We start from the raw sequence: 16860 nt of genomic DNA on the forward strand, positions 1-16860 counted from the left end.
TTCAGCTCGCCCTTCTCTCGGCCAGGGAGTCGATCCACATCTCGAAGTCGCGGCGCTTGATGCGGAGCTCGCCGTTGGGCAGGCGGTGGCACTGAGGGGCCCTGCCGAGTGCTCGCCAGCGCTGCCAGGTGCGCCGTTTAATGTCCAGCTCTTCGAGGAGTTCGGGGACGCTCATCCAGGTGCCGGTGCGGCTGCTGGCGTGGCGGATGTTGATGGCGGTTGGCTTCACTTCGTCGTCCCTTCGAAGGCGTGACCGGACAGGCAGGGGTGGACGGCGTAGGCGGGGGAGGGGCGGCGGCCTGGTCCGCTGCGGGGCGGTTCGGGCTCGCGTCTGATCCACCCGAGTTGTTCGAGCAGGTCCAGTGGTGCCTCCAGCTCGGCCACCTTGCGGAAGCGGCTGCGGGAGAGCGCTGTAAAGGCTTCGCGGACGGTGAAGCGGGCCGTGCGAGTGCGCTCAAGCCAGGCGTGAACGTTGCGGGCACCCTCCACGTCGGAGTCGGCGCCCATGGCGTCGAAGGTGGCCAGCGCGTGAGCGGTGAAGTACTCGCCTAGGACGATGGCGGCGTTGACGGTGTCGGCGCTGATCGGGCGTCGCCACCCGTCGTCGACGTGTTCGGCCAGATGGATCAGGCCGGCCAGACGCATCACCGCGCCGTCGAACTTGCCTGCCCAGTCGGTGATGTGTCCGAGGTCACCCGAGTCGGGGCGTAGGCGGGTTTCGGTCGTGCGGCGGTGCTCGGTGAAGGTCTCGCTGGCCTCGGCGGACAAGACCAGGCGGGCGGGATCGTCCCAGTCGTGCATGCCGATGGTGAGCTGCTGAAGGTTGGCGTCGTAGCGGGCGGCGACGGGTTCGGGCACGGGCGGCGGGTCGATTCGCCGATATCCGACGTTGCTCTTGGGCAGGCTGTAGAGGATGCGTCCGAGCAGGCCTTTGCCGCGGAATCCCGGCATGCCGGCGATGTCGGCGATGATCTCCGGTTGTACGGCCAAGCCCATGGTCAAGGCGGCGCTGTCCACCCGTTCCGTGCGGCCTCGCCGATCAACGATCAGGGCGTCTCCGGCGTGGCCCTTGAGGAACAGGTCCAGGTTCGGTGTGCCCGAGTAGCGTCCGGCGAGCGTGGCGAAGATGCCGCCCTCCGCGCTGAGCACGGCCAGCCGTCCGCCCTGCTCGGTGAGCAGGCTTGCGGCCGTCTCCGGGGTGATGTCGTCGGCGACGAGCCGGGGCAGGACAGGGACCTTGATGCCCTCCACAGACAAGGCGGCGCTCTGCGCTTCGGCGATGGCTTCGGGTGCGGCTTCGCCTCGCGCGCTGCTTGCCGTACGGGCGGCCTTCTCGGCCACGTCGACGGCCAGGCGGCGCGCAACTTCGGCCTCGGTGATCTGCGGGCCGATACGGTCCAGCAACGCCTTCTCCGCGCTGTGCAGCGGCGCGGTCATGGCGCGAAAGACGGCGGACTTGCGCGAGCCTGGCGGCATCGCGACCAACACGAAGAGGTTGACCGGTTCCGTCCACGAGCCTCGGACGTTGACCACCGCTCGGCCCCCGGCGGCGGTGGACAGGGCGGCCAGGCCGACACAGCCCGCCAGGTCGAGCGGCGTCTGTGTCTCCTCCGCCACCGCGGACATGTGATCGGCCACCCATGCAGGAAGCGCATGCACGGGGAACGGCGGCAGCTCGCGGCGCTGGCCGAAGGGCGCGGGCTTGTCCCAGGGTTGCGCGGCCTGGTGCAGCTCTGCGAGCTGCTCGGCCGCGCCGAGGTTGTTCAGCAGGGCGTCGGCGGCGGCGCGCGGGTCGGTGATGGTGGTCAAGCCACCCTCCGCGGCTGGCGGTACCCGGAGTCGAGGCCCGAACGGATCGTGGAGAAGGATTCCCGGGCGGGGAGCCCGATGGCCTCGGCGGCGCTTTGAAGACAGGCTTCAGCCAGGTGGCGCGGCAGCAGGTCTGCGGCGGCGAGCTGGCCGAGGGCGAAGGCGGCGGCGTTGAGCGTGTTGTTGCGTGTGCCAGGAGCGGCGGCCAGGACGCGTTCCACCTCGGCACGTATCGCGGTCAGCGCGTAGCCGAGAGCGTGACCCACCACAGGCCGCAGTGCGGGCTGCACGGGGTCGGCGGCGAGGCGTTCGGCCAGCCACGACGGGAGCGGCGCGGGGGCAGCCGTGTGGATGGCCTCATACCTTCCAGGGGCCACGCGGCTTCCAGGGCCGACGATGTAGCCGCCGCGCGCCCGGGTGTCGATCTTCCAGCCGAGCTTGCCGGCAGAGTTGCCAAGCTCCACGTCGGGCGGCGTGGAGAAGTAGAGATGCGTGCCGCCGCGCCCCGTGCGGACCGTGAAGGTCTCCAGAGGCAGAGGCTCTGCTGCCTTCTCGCAGAGCACGGCGAGAACGTCAGAGCCGTCATGAACGCCGGGCAGCGCCCATTCGGGCGGCGGCGGATCATCCCCGTCCTGGGGGACGTCCAGGTCGATCACTAGGAGGCGGGACGGGCCGCAAGCGATGCCGATGTTGTAGGGCGCGCGTGCCCACATCTGGCGGATGCGTGCGGCGCTGGTGGTGGCCTGCCCTTCCCAGTCGGTGAAGCCCCGCAAGGGGCGCTTCTGGCCGGGCGTGAGCGGGAAGACGTGCCATCCGCGAGCGGCGGCGGCCAGGGCGTACCGGGTGAGGTCGTGCATGTGGATCTCCAAGTTCAGTGGTTGCCGTCGCGGTGCAGGCGGCGGAAGTAGACGTAGAGCTGCCAGCCGAGGCGCGGCCGCATCCCGGTGCCATGGCAGGCACGGCAGGTGCGGTTCTTGCCGCCAGGAGCGCAGCGGCAGACGCCCCACGGGGACGCCAGACAGAAACCGAGATAACCGAGAGTGACGAGCGGCAAGCACAGCACTAGCAGGACGATGGCGGACGCCATGAGGGCCTCCAAGGCCGATTCCAGGGTTTGCGCAGGTCAGGGTCTAGACGCTAGATCGCTGATGGAGAGGCGTTTTCGGCTCTAGGGGAGCCTCTAGACCTAGAGGGGCCGGCCTCTAGGTCTAGAGGCAATCCCGGGCTCTACGAAGCCGCTCCACGGTCACGTTGCGTGATGGCGTTGGCGATGTCGTCGCGGGCGATGCCGATGCGGTTCGCGCCCTTGCCGCCGCCCTCTGGCGTGCCCCACACCTGCATGGTCTTGATGCCGTACGGCTTGAGCGCCGTCGTGAGCTGAGCCGTCCTCGCGCCGCCCTCCAGCGCCGCCCACGGCCCGTAGACGTCGCTGCGGAGATCGGCCAGCCGGTCCACGACGATCTCGTTCCAGACCTTGGCCTCGGAGGGTGGGACCACGGCGAGGATGTCGGCCAGCAGGTCATAGGACGGGGTGAGCTGCTCGGGCCGCTCCCCCAGGCCGTGCCCGGACAGCGTCCCGAGGTTGACGCGCAGGGCGTGAGCCCGATCGGCGATGCGCTGAGTGGCCGGGGTGTCGAGGTAGGCCGACCGGACCACCTTCGGCATCGGAGTCGCGCCCACGAGATACCCGATACCGGCGTCGGTCTCGGGGACGAACACCGTGGCGCGGACGCCGTTCTTGTAGGCCGACGTCCCGAGGATCATGTCGTTCTCGATCTGTCCGGCCACCCGCAGACAGAACCGGATCGACACGTTCGCCGAGATGCCGGTGGGCAAGCTGTCCTTGTCCGGGCGCTGGGTGGCCAGGATCAGCACCACGCCGAGAGCGCGTCCGAGCTTGATGATGAACTCGGCGTCGTCGCCGGCCTTGCCGCCGTACTCAGGGTGCGCGAACAAGTTCTGGCACTCGTCGATGACGCAGACCAGCGGGTGAAGCCCAAGAGACCGTTTGTCGGCGATCTGGCGGGTGACGCGCTTGTCCGGGCACAGATCGGGCGGCAGCGCCTTGAGGGCGCCCGAGCGGCGCATGACTTCCTTGCGCAGCAGGGTCAGGGAGTCGGCGGCGTAGGCGATGGCCTCATCCTCGATCCCCGAGACGTAGCGGTGGCAGTTCTGCTCGTGAGGGTCCAGGTCGCCGGTGCCCTTGAGTTCGTGTATCCAGCCCTCCACGGTCGGGTCGAGCAACGCCCCCGAGGCCAGCACACGCACCGCGGCGGTCTTGCCCTGGCCGGGCAGCGACCCGATCAGGATGTTGTGCTGGATGACCGGCACAACGATGGGACGTCCACGCGGGTCACTGCCGAAGGGGACGCCCCTGAACACATCGTGGCTGCTCGCCTTGGTCAGCGGGGAGCGCACGGAGGTCTTGGACAGGTCCTTGTCCCCCACCCACAGGATCAGCCGTCCCTCGTGGATGGAGCTGTCGCCTTCGGGCCAGATGCACCCGAGCGGGCGACGCAGCGCCGAGGCCAGGCGGTCGCGCTTGTCCATCACATCGGCCACGGTCACGCCGTAGGGCAGATCGATGTCCGCACGCCACCCTGGGCCGTCGCGGGTGATCGGGGCGACGAACCGGATGGCGTCCTTCGGGTTCTTGGCGATGGCTTGGTTGATGCCGGCGATGCTGAGAGCGGTCAGCGCACGGACGACGATGTCACTGGTCAGCCGCTCCACGTTGGCAGGCACCACGGCGCGGTTGATGAGCGGGCGATCAGCGGGCTTGCCGATGACCCCGAGAGCGGCCAGGGCCACGGCCAGAGCCGTCCACTGAACGTGGGTCGGCTGGTCGGCCATGACGATCGCCGCGATCAGCAGGGTCACGAGGGCGGCGCCAGCGATCCAGACACGCAGGCGGACGCGAGAGTCACGCTGCCTGCTCAGCTTGAGGTAGTTCTCCGGGTCCGTCTTCTGCACGGCGGCCAGCCGTACCGGCTCGCCCTCCAGGTCGAACGTCCACCGGACCATGCCGCCCACCAGGCGGGCGAGGCCTCGGGGACAGCGGACGGCCAGCCGTCCGCCGTACAGCGGCGCGCGGGCAAGCTGGTAGCCGCCGACGTGCAGGTAGTGGAGTCCCACCCACTTCAGCGTCTCGATCGCTTCGTCCGCCGACCGCAGCCACAGCGGGACGATCGGCTGTCGGGCGCGAGCCTTGGCTTCCAGGTCCGTCCGCCAGTCGGTCCGGTCCGGTCCGGGCTGGTCCACGCGGACGATCTCTCCTTCAAGAACCGGTCCGTCCGCAGGAGTGGCGGCGGTCCGGTCCGCCTCTTCGGGACGGTCGGCGGTCGGTTCGTACGGGTGGCGTCCGGCACGGGCGGCGTCGAGGTGGACGATGTCCGCGTCTTTGCCGTCCGAGCTGTCGTTGGGGTCGGAAGGGCTGTGCGTCATGATGAGGTCACCTCGTGGTCTTCGCGGTTGCGGGGGTGGCGGGGCGCGGTCTGGTCTTGGCGGATGAGTCCGCGCCCCTGCTTGTGATCACGGTCTGTCGGTGCGCCGTCCGGCGGACGGTCGGCAGCTGTCAGGCGGCCTGCCGTTGCTTCGGTACGGCTTCCGCGGGGCTGGGATTGGCCTCGCTCTTGAGACGGGCCAGCAACGCCGAGGCGCGGTCCGAGGACATCGACCGGCCGGTGTCGCGAACGGCCTTCAGCAGCCGGTCACGGGTCAGCGAGAGACCTCGGTCTTCCAGGTCGGCGGCGATGCTGCGACCAATCGGCATGAGGTCATCGATACCGGCGACGGTCCGCTTGACCGCCGTCCGTTTGGGGGGCCTTGCCGCACGTGCCGGCGGCTTGCGGCGTGGGTTGGTTGTGGCCACGGCGTGCAGGTCGCTGGCCCGCTCGGCGGGCAGTTCGGGGGCTTTAGCCGCATCACAGGTCAGCAGGTGACCGAGGGCGGCGCCCATGCCCAAGACCAGCACTGGTAGGACGGAAACCGCCGCTGTGATCCAGTCCGGCGCCTTGGCCCGAGCGGAGATCTCCAGTAGGTGAAAGGCGATCTGGCCGAGCATCCCCAGCGCCAGCGACCCTACGGCCGACCATTTGGCGAACGTGCGCGTGATCTCGCTCACCCGGCTGCCGGTCTTCAGCCACGCGCCCAAGGCGTACGCGGCATAGGTCTCCACGCCGATCGGCAGCGTGATGGCCGTGTTGATCTGGAAGCCGTCCGCGATGCCGGGCAGTGGGGTGACCATGCCGAAGCCGGTCTTCTCCCCCAGTCCGACCCACCCAGACCATGTGGCCACACCGGCGGGCAGTGCGAGCAGCACCAGCATCGTGTTTCTCTTCATCACGCCGCCTCCGCCTGATACTCGGCGAGTTCGGCGGCGGTACGGCCAGCCCAGATGCCAGAGGTCGGGCGGACCCGGAGCGCGTAAAGCTCACAGAGCCGCCGCGCGGGGCAGGTGGCGCAGACGTCGCGGGCAACGTCCTCGCGGGCGGCGCGCTGATCGGCGCTCTCGATCGTGTCAATCGGCCCGGTGTGCAGCTCGGGGTCATAGACGCACTCAGGGAGCAGGGTCTCCCCTCGCGTCCGCCACGGCGTTCCGATCGCCGTGCGCGACGGATGGAGGGAGCGATTTACGCGGGTGGACTTGCGGGTCATGATGGTCTTGCTCCTTTTACCGGGAGTGAGGGGCGGCCTGCGTCTTGGCGGATGGGGCCGCCCCTCTTGCGTGCGGGTATCAGCCGAGGTGAGAGGCGAAGGTCGCAACGGCCTCGGCGATCTTCATCAGGGCGTCCAGCGCGCTCGTGGCGAACTGGGCTGCCTTGGCGGGCTCGCGGACGATGAAGAACAGAGCGCCGATAGCGAGCAAGGTCGGCAGGATGCGGCGGGACTGCTGCGTCGGGATCATCATCGTTTCCTCCAGGTCGACCGCCCGTGTAGGGGGCGCTACACGAACGACCGTATAGGCCCCCCTGCACGATCGTCAAGGGGGTACTACACGCGTGTTGTCTAGGCCCCCCTTGACGGAGCGTCTACGCTGGTTGGCATGACAGAAGAAGGCGTGAGCGAGGCGGTCAAAACCGCGCTTGCTGACCTCGGGCGCGCTTTCGAAGCGGCAGTGGTTGCGATCGATGCAGAGCCCGATCCCAACCGTGCGTACGGCGGAGCTACCGAACTCGTGGAGACGCTCAGACGGCTCATCGAAGCCTCTGGAGATCACCGCGCGCTCACCGCCGCCCGCATCTTCGAGCAGGAGCGGATGTCGCTGGCCGATCTGGCCGGCCACATCGGAGTGTCGAAGGCACGAGCAGCCCAGTTGATCAAGACGGCCAAGGGCGTCACTGATCAACGTGGAACCGCATCGAAGGAGACTCAGTGAGCGAGCGCACCGAAGTTCGGGTAGAGGTCTGGCCGGTCTCGGCGGACCCCACCGGAATTTGGCTGATCAGCGGGAGCGACGCATGGCGCTCATCGGCCATCCTTCAGGAGAGCGACCCGCACACGGCCGTCACTGACCTCTTGGAGGCGAACAAGGCCGCTTCGGGCGTGAAGCTTCTGCACTCGACGTCATGGCGCGCTGACGGCCAGGCCGTCGTCCTGACCTACGTCGCGGTCATCGACTGCTTGGAGTACGTCCGCGACCAGTGGCCCGACGCGAAGCCGATCAGCCCTGCCCTGACCGACGTCGTCGGAAAACCCATCGAGGTCGAAGCGACCGAGGCACCCATTCCGCGGTACATAGACGTTCTGCTGCATGGAATGCGCCACCTGCAATTCCTGCTTCAGACCGACTCCTCGGCTCGCGACGCGCTCTGCGACACGTGGCGGCGGCATCTCGCAGCCTTCCGCCCCGCCCTGGCCGGCATGTACGACCACAAGCACGGCGAGGAGCCCATCACCATCGCCGATGGGCAGATCGCTTAAGGGGGCACGCATGGTTGAACAGTCCGAGTATCAGCGTCGGGCGTACGAGGTATTGGGCGTGCTCCTGGAGCGAGCCGCTCGCGAGGATTTGCCGGTCATCGCCTGGACCGTGGCGAGCGCCCAGTCCGAACCGATCCTCGCCGGGCACTGCGATGCGGTCGATCCGATCCAACGACAGGACGATTTCGAGGCATGGCGGTCAGCCCTTGGGGCTCGGGCATGGCCCAACGGCATCAAGCAGGACTACGGCGTTCGCCTCCATGCCTCTGCAGCAGATCAGGAGGCGGGTGTGACTATCACGCTGGCCGCAGAGATCCGTAACGACGAGATGTGACACGAAAACGTCGTCGCACAATCCGCACTAAGCCCTCAGAAGAGCGATCTTCTGAGGGCTTAGTGCATTCGATCAGAAGTCGCTCACACTCAGCGGAATCACGCAGAACTCCGCAGAATCAGAGCGCGTCCGCCTCGCCGTCACTCGCAGGACGAGGCGTTGCCACGAAGGTTCCCTTGGCCGGCAGGGTCACGACCAGGCCACGTTGACGCAGCTCCTCGATCGCACGGCGCGCAGTACCCAGCGCCACCCCGTACTCCTCGGCCAAGGCGCGCTCTCCGGCGAGCCGGGCATTCGCGCGTAGCTCGCCCGTCTCGATGCGAGCGGCGATGTGATCAGCCATCGCCGCGTAGACGTAGACCGCGCCCTCAGGGTCGAACGGCGGGATGCCCTGCGCTTCTGCCATAACAGCAACCTAGAACGGCCCTGAGCTGCACAAACACTTAGGTAGCGGCATGCCGCTGCATACCGCTCTATACCGCGTTATCCTGTGGTCATGAGAGTGCCAGGTTTCTCGCGCATCACTCTCGACCTGAATCAGGGGCAGGCCGAGGAATTCGCTCAGTCGATCCAGAAGGCGTATCCAGACTGGCTCATCGAACGATCCGGGGGCATCTGGTGTGCTACCGGGGCATGTTGGGAGCCCGGCTGCTCCTGCACGCGGACGATTCACCACCACAGCCCTCTCGGGCTGGTCGTCCTCCTCGCCAGCGCGAACGGCGAAGTGACCTGATGTGGACCACACCTGACGCCTTCATGGAGCGCTTCGCACTGGTCATCAGCGGGCTCGGACCGTGGTGCCTCGTCGAGCGCCAGGCCGACACCGCCGTCTCGCAGACCGTGACCGCCGTGTGCGGACGCACAGCCAGGGTGGGCAATCGCTTCGGCCAACTGTTCACCTGGCGCATAGGCGATTCCGTCTGCAAAGAGTGCGCCCGCCTCATCGCTCGCGAGAGACGCCCCTGAGCGGCGCGGCGGCGAGCGCCCCGTCCTGCCCCACCCATCCCAAAGGACGGCCCGTGTCGCGACTCGCCGCCGCGCCCACCACCGCAGTTGTCCAGCCGTAATCGATCAGGGAGCAACTCGTGATGGAACCTTCCGACGTCGCCGGCCTGGACGCTGCTCTGTTCGCCCTCAGACGCGCCTACCAGGACGCGGTACGGCAGATGCGGGCCGAACCCGACCTGCACGCGGCCTTCCTCATCGCCACTCGCCTCGCCGAGCAGGTACGCGAGATGGCCGATGACGCAGCCCTGGTGAGAGCCGAGGCAGCGTTGCGCATCCAGACGTCAGAGGCGCTCTCGGTGTCGGAACTCGCCGCCCAGATCGGGTTGTCCAAGGCCCGAGCTGGGCAGCTCGTCCGTGCGGCCCGTCGCGGGCAGCAGCCCCCCGAATCTGCGTAGTTCCGCTGAATTCTGCGGACAGCATCTGGGCGTAGAAGCGCACCGCCGTTGGCCTGCCCCAACGGCCCTCAATGGACATTCTGCGGATTCAGCGACGGTTACGTGCGGCAGATTTGGATTCTGAGCCAGCAGGGGAGAGGCCAAGTACACCGGAAAGGGGGCCTGTCGTAGGTCGGAGGCCCTACCGTCACGTGAGGTGTGACGATCCGTTTCCGCGCGAGCGCCAGGTGCTTCCAGGTGGTTTCCGGCGTGTGGCTCATAGGGCAGCGGCGGCAGGCGGGGAGTCGGCAAGCTATGGACTGGTAGAGCGGCGCTCTCGCCCATGCGTGAGCCGTGCTGCAGGCGACATGGCCTGCAGCATGCACCAGCGCACGTCATGCCGCCTCGTCGCACCGCTCGGCGGGCAGCTGCTCGCGCGGCACCTTGGGCACCGCCTGCAACTCGGGACGCCGGTCTGGGCGGGAGGCGTCGCGTAGGGCGGACAGGTAGCGCGTCACTGCCCGGCCACACACCAAAGCGAGCAGGCACAACAACCGCTCGAACATCGCGTCGTCTTTCCGCGCAAGCGCCATAGCCACGATGGCCATGCTCGAGAGCAGGAGCGCGCCCGCGATTCCCAGCGCCCACGGCAGTGAACCGCTGAAAACCAACGCGGCGACCAGCCCACCGGTACCGAGCTTCGCCGCGAGCGCCTTCCCTGGCACTACCCGTGGCGCGGGCGGCTCGCCCCCGGCGGGTGAGCCTTCCTGTGCGGCTGCCATGTCGACCCCCCTAGCGGCCGCGGGCCCGAACAGCGGCCCCGCCAGCGAGGGGGCCCGACCCGGCGAAAGGGTCGAGTACACCTGGTGGGTGTACTCGTGACCGCTCCGGGTCTTCTACTCTGCTCATGGACCTGACCTCCAGTTGGGGCGGTTCTGCTGTTGCCAGGCTCCCTGGGGGGCGATCCCAGGGAGCCCGCCACCGATCGAAGGGATTTTCGATCGGGTCGTGCAGAGGCAGAGCGTACCCAGCGTCGCCGAAAGTTCTGGGCGGCCTTTCTCGGCCCTCCTGGCTGCTGAGAACACCGCTTGATTGGTGCTCGACTGCAGGTGGTGACGTGAGATGCTGTCTCTTCTTGCCGGTCGGGACATAGACGGGATCAGCCTGACCTAGAGCCGTCCGTAGTGTCTCGGCCTGGAGATCCATGACAGGGAGAACCTGCGGTCGGGAAGGCCGTTCGCCTTAAGGAAGAAACCATCCCGCGTGCGCCTGGTTCGGGGGCGATGGCGAGCAACCGAAGGTGGCGACCTGACGGGCCGGCCCAAGGCAGATCTCGGCTACGCCTTCAGCTGGGCTGCGACAGCGTCAGGAAGAGGATCGGCCTGCTGCGCGAGGCTGGACTCGTGGACGCGGGACGTTCGTCAAGCGCGACGAAGAGGATCACGAGGGGCCGACCAGGCATAGCCGTCCGCCCTGCTTAGCCATTGATCGGCATCGACCACAGGTGCGGAAATCAGGCGTGCGCGTTTTGCTCGCTCGGGCTTGCATACCGCGGTGTCTTGCTTAGAGGGACGATCGCGGCATAGGAGTCCTTCACGACCTGGAAGAGCCGTTCCATAAGGTCTCTCAGGTTGTCGTAGCGATGTTCGGGCCCGGCGGGGAAGTCTTGATGGCCGGTGATGACCAGTATCTGGCCGCTGGTGTGTGCGGCGGCGTGCCAGGCGTCGTACATCTGACCACCGATGGCTCGGTAGCCCGCGACGAAGTCGAGACCTTCGTCAAGGTGCGGCTGAAACAGGTCGACATCGGTGCGGGTGACGTCAGCCGCCAGGCCAATGGCGATCGGGACGTCGGCGATGTGATCTGGAGCCGGCACGAAGCCGAACGCCTCGGGTCCACCTAGGCGAGTGAAGTTGAACTGCGGTACGTAGGCCAGAGGCAACGGCTGACCGAAGATCCCCGCAGGCAGCAAGGCCCAGTCCATGGTCTCTGCGGGTGAGGCGGGGTGCCATCTGACGTTGGCCGCGGCGCACAGGCCTAGACTCCGGCCTTCCCGAAACTCGGAAATTCGATCCGACACGGAATAGCTGGATGCACTCCTGCCTGGGGGAACCCTGACCCCGAGGCGGGGGCCAAAGAAGACGGTGACCCAGCCCTGGCTAGTTGCCTCTGAGAGCCAGGCGGGCTCCAACTCGACTTCTCCCCTGGCCCACACACCTCCCAAAGGGTCGCGCAACATTAGTCCTGTGGCGGTCCGATAGAGGCCCCAACCTTCGACGGGCATATTGGCCAGGATGCCGCGGGGGATGCGATGAAAGCCGTTGCTGATGATTCCCTCGGTTCGGGCCTCATGGATGGTCCCGGTTCGCCTGTCTTGGATCATCATCGTCAGGGTGGGCTCGAAGAGCACCACGGGAGGAGGGTTGATGATCTTGCCGTCGGTACTCACACTCCCGTCCGGCTGGATGCTGGTGACGGTGGCTTTGGGGCCCCCGAACATAGGGTCGTCGAAGAACGTGACCCGACACGGCATCTGAACGTCGTCCAGAACGTCGGCAGCCATGGCCCTTGCGGCTGGAGTGCCGCCACGCACAGCGCCCAGCGGAATGTCCGTCCATGCTTGAGAGCGGACACCTTGCTGCTGGCGTCGTCTGCGATTGCGTTCGGCCTTGCCCATGAGGGGATCCTTTACGTGGTCAGTGTGGGGTAGGTGCGAGAGATGCAGCGTCGTTTGCGTCGTTGAACAGCTGCATGACCTTGTCACGGAGGGTGTCTATTTGCTGGTGGAGATCGGTGTTGATCTCTCTGAGCTCGCCGATGCGATCGCGCAGAGCCTGTTCCAAGGACAGACCACCCTGTCGATGTATCCCGCGGTCAGCCTCTCGGAGGGCGTGCGTGACTAGCTCGAGCAGGCCGAAAGCCTCCGACCTGGTGAGCTGGCGCCGGCTCAGGCCGATGCGTAACTGCATGAGATATTGACGCACCGACAGCACATGGCTGCCGTAGAGCACGGGGCCATCGCCCCTCTTACCTACCGTCGCGAGCAGGACATCCAGCATCTCGATGTGGGAGCAAACATCCGCCACCGCGTCGGATTCTGCGTCATGGTGTTGTTCAGGCTCGGCCAGGTATGACGGGCTCGATGAGACACTGGTAGTGGGCTCGGTTCGCGCAGCGCGGGCGTAGACATCGGCTAGTCCTGCATCGAAATCCCACTCAGCGTCCAGCTTGGCGACCTGTGCCTCACTTGCCCGGCACAGCAGCGCTTCGAACTCGTCATCAGCAAAGCTTGAGTAGGCGTCTTGGTTTGTCACCCTGCCTCCCTTCGCTGGTTGGAGTGGTAGTCTTGGAGGGTTTGCTTGGCGCGGCTGAAGTTCTTTCGGACTGCGGTCACAGGAATGCAGAGGTGCTTAGCAATTTCGGCATGTGAGTAACCGTCGATGTGCCAGGCCATTACTTGGCGCTGCTTCAGGGGTAATATCGTCAGCGCTGAAATAACCCATTGCACGCCTTCAGCCGCCTCCACGATGTCGAGCGGCGGCGATCCTCCAGTCAACGCTGTGGCTACGTCTTCCTCTGTGAGCTCGACGGTCGTAACGGCTCGGGGAGCCGACCTGTAGTACTCGCGTAGCGCAGCCTTTCGCAGGTAGGCGCGAGGTTCACGGATCGTCTCCCAGCGGGGTGGGAGCACCGCCGCAAAGGCCGTTTGGACCGCGTCGCTCGCTTCCTGATGGTCTGCGCCATGATTCACAACGAAAGCTACGAGCCCTGATCGCTCTTTCCGATAGAAGTCCGCGAAATCCACACCCTCCACTATCAGATATGTTTCGTCATCGGAAAAGCCGAACGGGGGAGTTGCAGGTTGCGCGATAGCTGCTGAATGGCTGTCGGTCAACACCCGCCTCCGTGATTTTCGTGTGTAGGGGCTCTCAATCGCTGGATCACTAGGTTTCCTTCCTCTCGGCCGGGCCTGAGTGTCACCAGGTAGAGGCGGGATGCCCTCAAAACGTGACTTTTGCCAGCTCAGGAAGCTTGATCGCTGAGCACCGCGCCCCCGCGATCAGGCCGTGATCGCCATCTTGCTCCGGCAGGACGGGCCCGCGATCATGATCAGCGGAACTTCGATCTGGCGGTGTTTGCTCGACGACTCGCCGCCCCGAGCCGGACGAGGATGGTGCCCTGGTGAACCAGGCAGAAGAACCGTGGATGCCCGGTCCCGAAGATATGCCGTGGACCGTTAATTTGATCAACCCGCACGGCGAGCGACACTTGGGGTTCAACGACCGGGAGGGCCGCTTCTACAGGCTGTGGCAGCACCGGGCTCCTGAGCCGCTGCACGCGGCCGACGCGATCCTGCTGCGCCCCAGCGACATCGACCAGATCATCAAGTTCGCCGTGGTCTGGATGAAGATGAATCCCGACGTCCCACGCAGTTCCGAGCTCAGCGACGAAATCGCCGCGGGGGCCAAAGCTGCCGTTCTCCACTTCGCGAAGCTCGCCCAAGACGGTGGGTCGGGTAGGCCCCGGCAGACGCCTCCGGCAACGCCAGCGTCGCCCTACGGCTCCGGCCTCCGTCCGGCGCATTGGGATTGACCTCCGGCTTTGGGGCGATGCGGGGGACGCCCCCGCATCAAGGCGGCGCCGGAGCCGGTGTGTCCGTGGCTGATTTGCGCAGTATTCACATGACTACAGTCAGCGCGACACAAAGGGTTACCTAATGAAGGCATTTCGACCATTTGGGCAGCTTCCGCCTTATGGGTTGCTGGCGATGTCTCAATGATCCGCACATGGCGATGCATTGTCACGGGCGGCAGTGTCCATATTTCTTGGACGCGCACCCATGGCGTTCACCTGCGGAAACGTTGTTTCAGGCGAACACTTTTGGACATACGCTTCGTCGCCGACTGGCCACATTGCCCTGTGCGGTTACTCTCGGGTAGTACTGCCGAAGCGGCGCTCAGCCCTCGCTGTCGTCGTCGTCCGAGGTGCCGACGCGTCCAGGGTGGGGGTGGGGATCGAGCGGCCGCATCATCCAGAGCATCAGAGCGAGCGCGGCGGGCCGCGCGAGAAGCTCGGCCCACGAACCGCCCGCATCCCAATGCACGACGGCGGCGAGAGCGATCAGCGTCCAGGTGGCGGCGAGCAGTCGACGAGCCCGATAGCCGCGCCGCCAGGACTGTGCTGCAGACAGCGCCAATGCGACGGGAGACGCGGCCAGCCAGAGCGCCACCACCCACGCCCAGAACGCCCCCTGTCCAAGTCCTTGCGGGGAGCTCGCCAGCGCCACGAGGTCTTCGAACGGGAGCGCTATCACTATTACCGCGCCCAGGATCGCAGCGACCACCTGGGCGACGAGAAGGAGTCGCCTACTCCAGCTCGACTCGATCGCTGTCGTCTCGATCATCGAGGGGGCTCCTTTATCGGCGAGACCTGGTCACGACGGTACGCCGCTGCGAACTCGCGGCTTAGCGAGAACGTGGTTACGTACAGCCTGCGTACAGACAACGGCTCGTACAGAGCGTTTCGCCTGGTGAGCGCCGTGATTTGGGCCGGTCTCCGGAGCCGGGTGCGCAGGTTCGAATCCTGCAGGGGGCACACTCGATCAGCCAGGCCAGACATCGTCTGACCTGGCTTTTTATATATCTGTTCGAATTTCTGGGCCTGCCGGCGGTGCCCGAGTTACGGGCAACCTTGGCTGCGCACATGCTTACTCCATGGGCGATCGACACCCAAGCCCGTGCCTTAGCCGGTGGCCGCGGTTCGATCGTGCCGCAGGCACCTACCCCAGAGGCAGCCTCACGCCAGTTGTGCGAAGAAGAACACGAGCGGCTCAAGAGTGCCGAGTTGTTTTTCGTCACCACGGAGCTGAGCAGACTGGCGGTGGTGGCCGGCGAGTCGCTGCCCGAGTTTCACCTCGAACCCGCCGACGTCCCAAGCCCGACTGGATTCATGGTGTTTGGCGAGCCCATCGGCTCTTACATCAACCGCGACCTGGTGGTGGAGCGCTACCCCATCGTCGCGGTCAGCTGGGGCCAATGCCCACCCAACCCTGCCCGCCGCCATGGCGGATTGTGGATGACCTTCTACACCCCTACCGACATCAACGGCATGGTTGAGTTCTCCCGGAGACTGGCCGGTCGCCCGCTGCGGACCCAAGAACTTGCCCATCTGCGCAAGCAGCAGGCCCCGCTCACCTGGGATAACGAGGCTGTCATGTGGTACGGCAGCGAGCGCGTACCCATGTCGTTTCAACCGGGTGCGAGTTTCGACGCTGACCTCGGCTCCACCGCCCCATGGGTGCAGTCGGTGCGGGCAACATGGCTGCTCATGGGCCAGCCCGCCGTCGCCGAGCCTGAGGATCTGCACCGCTCCCGAGCCTCCCAGCGCCGAGACCAGCGCGACGGCTACAGCAGCGGCCCTGTCCAGCTCCTACGCCTGCGTCGCGCCTCACGGGAGCACGGCGCACTCGCCGACGACGCTGGTGAGAGCCGTGACTATGCCTGTCGGTGGATGGTCCGTGGTCACTGGCGTCAGCAGTGGTAACCCTCTCGTGGCGTGCACCGACCCATCTGGATCAACCCGCACATAAAAGGCCCCGACGACACACCCCTCAAGACTGGAGAGCGCGTCTACATTGTCGACGAGTGAATCTCTCAAGCTGACAGCGCCGATCCAGCTATATGCAGAAGGAAACGCGACGCGGCCTAGCTCATCTCGCGAATAGACTCACCGCAGACCGCGATGTACATGGAACCGTCCTCGTGGCGCCGCATCGACTACCAGGTCCGCGCGTCCAACTCAGACGAGCGGCGCCACGGCGTCGAGTCGGTGTGGATCAATCGGCAGGGCGGATTACTCTTCCTGAAGCATCCATGGGTGGGCCAGCGGAGAAGGGGCCGGGCAATATTGCAGAGGACATATCGACGTCGATTCCGGTAGTGATGAGGTTACTGGTTAGAACAGCGCTTATGCCTTCATCATCTCCGGCCTTGGCGCTTTCTGCCTTCTCAAGCGCCTCCTTGAGCGAGGGATTCATTGGTGAACCTGGCCGATACGTCGGATAAGGCCCTGGCTGACCTGCCAGTACAGCAGCACCCAGGACAGCACACGGTAGCCCCGGGCTGCTCCTGCTCGCAGGGCGAACAGGATCAGCGCGCGGGCGTCGGCGAAACGGGTGCGGTCGTCGCCGAGTTCGGCAAGTACGCGGGCGCCGGTGAGGTCGGTCAGGCCGGGGAAGCTGGTGATGATGGCGGCGTCGGGGGCTCGCCATACGTGCCTTGGGTGATCGGCTGCCGCGGCCCTCCTTCGTCGGACCTTGCCGTTGGATCACCCGGTTGATGCATCAGATAGCAGCGCCACTCGAGTGGTCTTCCTTGGGTAGGCGCCTTCAAGCCGAAAAGGATCTTTACACAA

The 16860-nt window shown here is 66.2% G+C and carries 23 protein-coding genes and 1 pseudogene; 8 read left to right on the top strand and 16 right to left on the bottom strand.

All coding sequences use genetic code 11. From position 1 onward, the window contains the following. Nucleotide 1 precedes the first annotated feature (1 nt). From ABZX22_RS20910 to ABZX22_RS20945, 8 genes are all read right to left on the bottom strand, one after another. Entirely contained in the window at nt 2-229 is a 228-nt protein-coding gene (locus ABZX22_RS20910) for a helix-turn-helix domain-containing protein (protein WP_354911402.1), read from the bottom strand. Continuing rightward, a complete protein-coding gene (locus ABZX22_RS20915; RefSeq protein ID WP_354911404.1) occupies nt 226-1809 on the bottom strand; it encodes a YfjI family protein in 1584 nt (527 codons plus the stop codon). Before ABZX22_RS20915 ends, ABZX22_RS20910 begins: the two co-directional genes overlap by 4 nt. Beyond that, a complete protein-coding gene (locus ABZX22_RS20920; protein ID WP_354911407.1) occupies nt 1806-2666 on the bottom strand; it encodes a bifunctional DNA primase/polymerase in 861 nt (286 codons plus the stop codon). Before ABZX22_RS20920 ends, ABZX22_RS20915 begins: the two co-directional genes overlap by 4 nt. Before the next feature lie 14 nt (nt 2667-2680). Further along, the gene (locus ABZX22_RS20925; RefSeq protein WP_354911409.1) at nt 2681-2896 is read right to left on the bottom strand and encodes a hypothetical protein; all 216 of its coding nucleotides are present in this window, start codon (nt 2894-2896) and stop codon (nt 2681-2683) included. Between the two features lie 140 nt (nt 2897-3036). Continuing rightward, nucleotides 3037-5253: a cell division protein FtsK gene (locus tag ABZX22_RS20930; protein ID WP_354911412.1), complete on the bottom strand. Its 2217-nt coding sequence runs from the start codon at nt 5251-5253 to the stop codon at nt 3037-3039. A gap of 130 nt (nt 5254-5383) precedes the next feature. Beyond that, a complete protein-coding gene (locus tag ABZX22_RS20935; protein ID WP_354911413.1) occupies nt 5384-6151 on the bottom strand; it encodes a hypothetical protein in 768 nt (255 codons plus the stop codon). Further along, a complete protein-coding gene (locus ABZX22_RS20940) occupies nt 6151-6465 on the bottom strand; it encodes a WhiB family transcriptional regulator (RefSeq protein ID WP_354911416.1) in 315 nt (104 codons plus the stop codon). Before ABZX22_RS20940 ends, ABZX22_RS20935 begins: the two co-directional genes overlap by 1 nt. Nucleotides 6466-6544: 79 nt before the next feature. After that, nucleotides 6545-6718 carry a hypothetical protein gene (locus ABZX22_RS20945; RefSeq protein WP_354911419.1) on the bottom strand — a complete coding sequence of 58 codons (174 nt, stop codon included), beginning with the start codon at nt 6716-6718 and terminating at the stop codon, nt 6545-6547. Between the two features lie 135 nt (nt 6719-6853). Between ABZX22_RS20945 and ABZX22_RS20950 the strand changes: the two genes are divergently transcribed. The 3 genes from ABZX22_RS20950 to ABZX22_RS20960 are packed head-to-tail and all read left to right on the top strand — an operon-like array spanning nt 6854 to nt 8065. After that, nucleotides 6854-7186 carry a hypothetical protein gene (locus tag ABZX22_RS20950; RefSeq protein WP_354911421.1) on the top strand — a complete coding sequence of 111 codons (333 nt, stop codon included), beginning with the start codon at nt 6854-6856 and terminating at the stop codon, nt 7184-7186. Continuing rightward, nucleotides 7183-7731 carry a hypothetical protein gene (locus ABZX22_RS20955; RefSeq protein WP_354911423.1) on the top strand — a complete coding sequence of 183 codons (549 nt, stop codon included), beginning with the start codon at nt 7183-7185 and terminating at the stop codon, nt 7729-7731. Before ABZX22_RS20950 ends, ABZX22_RS20955 begins: the two co-directional genes overlap by 4 nt. A 10-nt stretch (nt 7732-7741) precedes the next feature. After that, entirely contained in the window at nt 7742-8065 is a 324-nt protein-coding gene (locus ABZX22_RS20960; protein ID WP_354911426.1) for a hypothetical protein, read from the top strand. Nucleotides 8066-8183: 118 nt separating this feature from the next. Here ABZX22_RS20960 and ABZX22_RS20965 read toward each other — a convergent pair whose 3' ends face one another. After that, entirely contained in the window at nt 8184-8471 is a 288-nt protein-coding gene (locus ABZX22_RS20965) for a winged helix-turn-helix domain-containing protein (protein WP_354911429.1), read from the bottom strand. A 90-nt stretch (nt 8472-8561) separates the two neighbouring features. Here ABZX22_RS20965 and ABZX22_RS20970 point away from each other — a divergent pair, with 90 nt between their 5' ends. From ABZX22_RS20970 to ABZX22_RS20980, 3 genes are all read left to right on the top strand, one after another. Beyond that, nucleotides 8562-8798 (top strand): hypothetical protein, encoded by a 237-nt coding sequence (locus tag ABZX22_RS20970; protein ID WP_354911432.1) that lies wholly within the window; start codon nt 8562-8564, stop codon nt 8796-8798. Further along, on the top strand, nt 8798-9031 hold the full coding sequence (locus tag ABZX22_RS20975; protein ID WP_354911434.1) for a hypothetical protein: 234 nt from the start codon (nt 8798-8800) through the stop codon (nt 9029-9031). Before ABZX22_RS20970 ends, ABZX22_RS20975 begins: the two co-directional genes overlap by 1 nt. 119 nt (nt 9032-9150) lie before the next feature. Next, nucleotides 9151-9468, top strand: a complete 318-nt coding sequence (locus ABZX22_RS20980; RefSeq protein ID WP_354911437.1) for a hypothetical protein — start codon at nt 9151-9153, stop codon at nt 9466-9468. 374 nt (nt 9469-9842) lie between these two features. Here the strand turns inward: ABZX22_RS20980 and ABZX22_RS20985 are convergent, their stop codons facing one another. The 4 genes from ABZX22_RS20985 to ABZX22_RS21000 form a co-directional block, all read right to left on the bottom strand. After that, nucleotides 9843-10229 (bottom strand): hypothetical protein, encoded by a 387-nt coding sequence (locus tag ABZX22_RS20985; protein ID WP_354911439.1) that lies wholly within the window; start codon nt 10227-10229, stop codon nt 9843-9845. A gap of 731 nt (nt 10230-10960) precedes the next feature. Next, nucleotides 10961-12124: a hypothetical protein gene (locus tag ABZX22_RS20990; RefSeq protein ID WP_354911441.1), complete on the bottom strand. Its 1164-nt coding sequence runs from the start codon at nt 12122-12124 to the stop codon at nt 10961-10963. Between the two features lie 19 nt (nt 12125-12143). Beyond that, entirely contained in the window at nt 12144-12761 is a 618-nt protein-coding gene (locus ABZX22_RS20995) for a hypothetical protein (RefSeq protein ID WP_354911443.1), read from the bottom strand. Continuing rightward, nucleotides 12758-13342 carry a sigma-70 family RNA polymerase sigma factor gene (locus tag ABZX22_RS21000; RefSeq protein WP_354911446.1) on the bottom strand — a complete coding sequence of 195 codons (585 nt, stop codon included), beginning with the start codon at nt 13340-13342 and terminating at the stop codon, nt 12758-12760. The genes ABZX22_RS20995 and ABZX22_RS21000 overlap by 4 nt, the downstream gene beginning before the upstream one ends. A 287-nt stretch (nt 13343-13629) precedes the next feature. Between ABZX22_RS21000 and ABZX22_RS21005 the strand changes: the two genes are divergently transcribed. Then, a complete protein-coding gene (locus ABZX22_RS21005) occupies nt 13630-14040 on the top strand; it encodes a hypothetical protein (protein ID WP_354911449.1) in 411 nt (136 codons plus the stop codon). Nucleotides 14041-14404: 364 nt separating this feature from the next. On the opposite strand, the gene ABZX22_RS21010 is transcribed toward ABZX22_RS21005, so the two are convergent. After that, nucleotides 14405-14851: a hypothetical protein gene (locus ABZX22_RS21010; RefSeq protein ID WP_354911450.1), complete on the bottom strand. Its 447-nt coding sequence runs from the start codon at nt 14849-14851 to the stop codon at nt 14405-14407. A gap of 140 nt (nt 14852-14991) precedes the next feature. Between ABZX22_RS21010 and ABZX22_RS21015 the strand changes: the two genes are divergently transcribed. Next, nucleotides 14992-15990, top strand: coding sequence for a hypothetical protein (locus tag ABZX22_RS21015; protein WP_354911453.1), 999 nt, complete (start codon nt 14992-14994; stop codon nt 15988-15990). A 292-nt stretch (nt 15991-16282) separates the two neighbouring features. Here the strand turns inward: ABZX22_RS21015 and ABZX22_RS21020 are convergent, their stop codons facing one another. Then, nucleotides 16283-16483: a hypothetical protein gene (locus ABZX22_RS21020; RefSeq protein WP_354911456.1), complete on the bottom strand. Its 201-nt coding sequence runs from the start codon at nt 16481-16483 to the stop codon at nt 16283-16285. Between the two features lie 101 nt (nt 16484-16584). Next, nucleotides 16585-16704: pseudogene (locus tag ABZX22_RS21025) on the bottom strand (transposase); the annotation flags it as partial. Nucleotides 16705-16860: the final 156 nt, after the last annotated feature.

The organism is Nonomuraea sp. NPDC003804 (assembly GCF_040610675.1).
In the GTDB taxonomy this organism is placed as follows: domain Bacteria; phylum Actinomycetota; class Actinomycetes; order Streptosporangiales; family Streptosporangiaceae; genus Nonomuraea.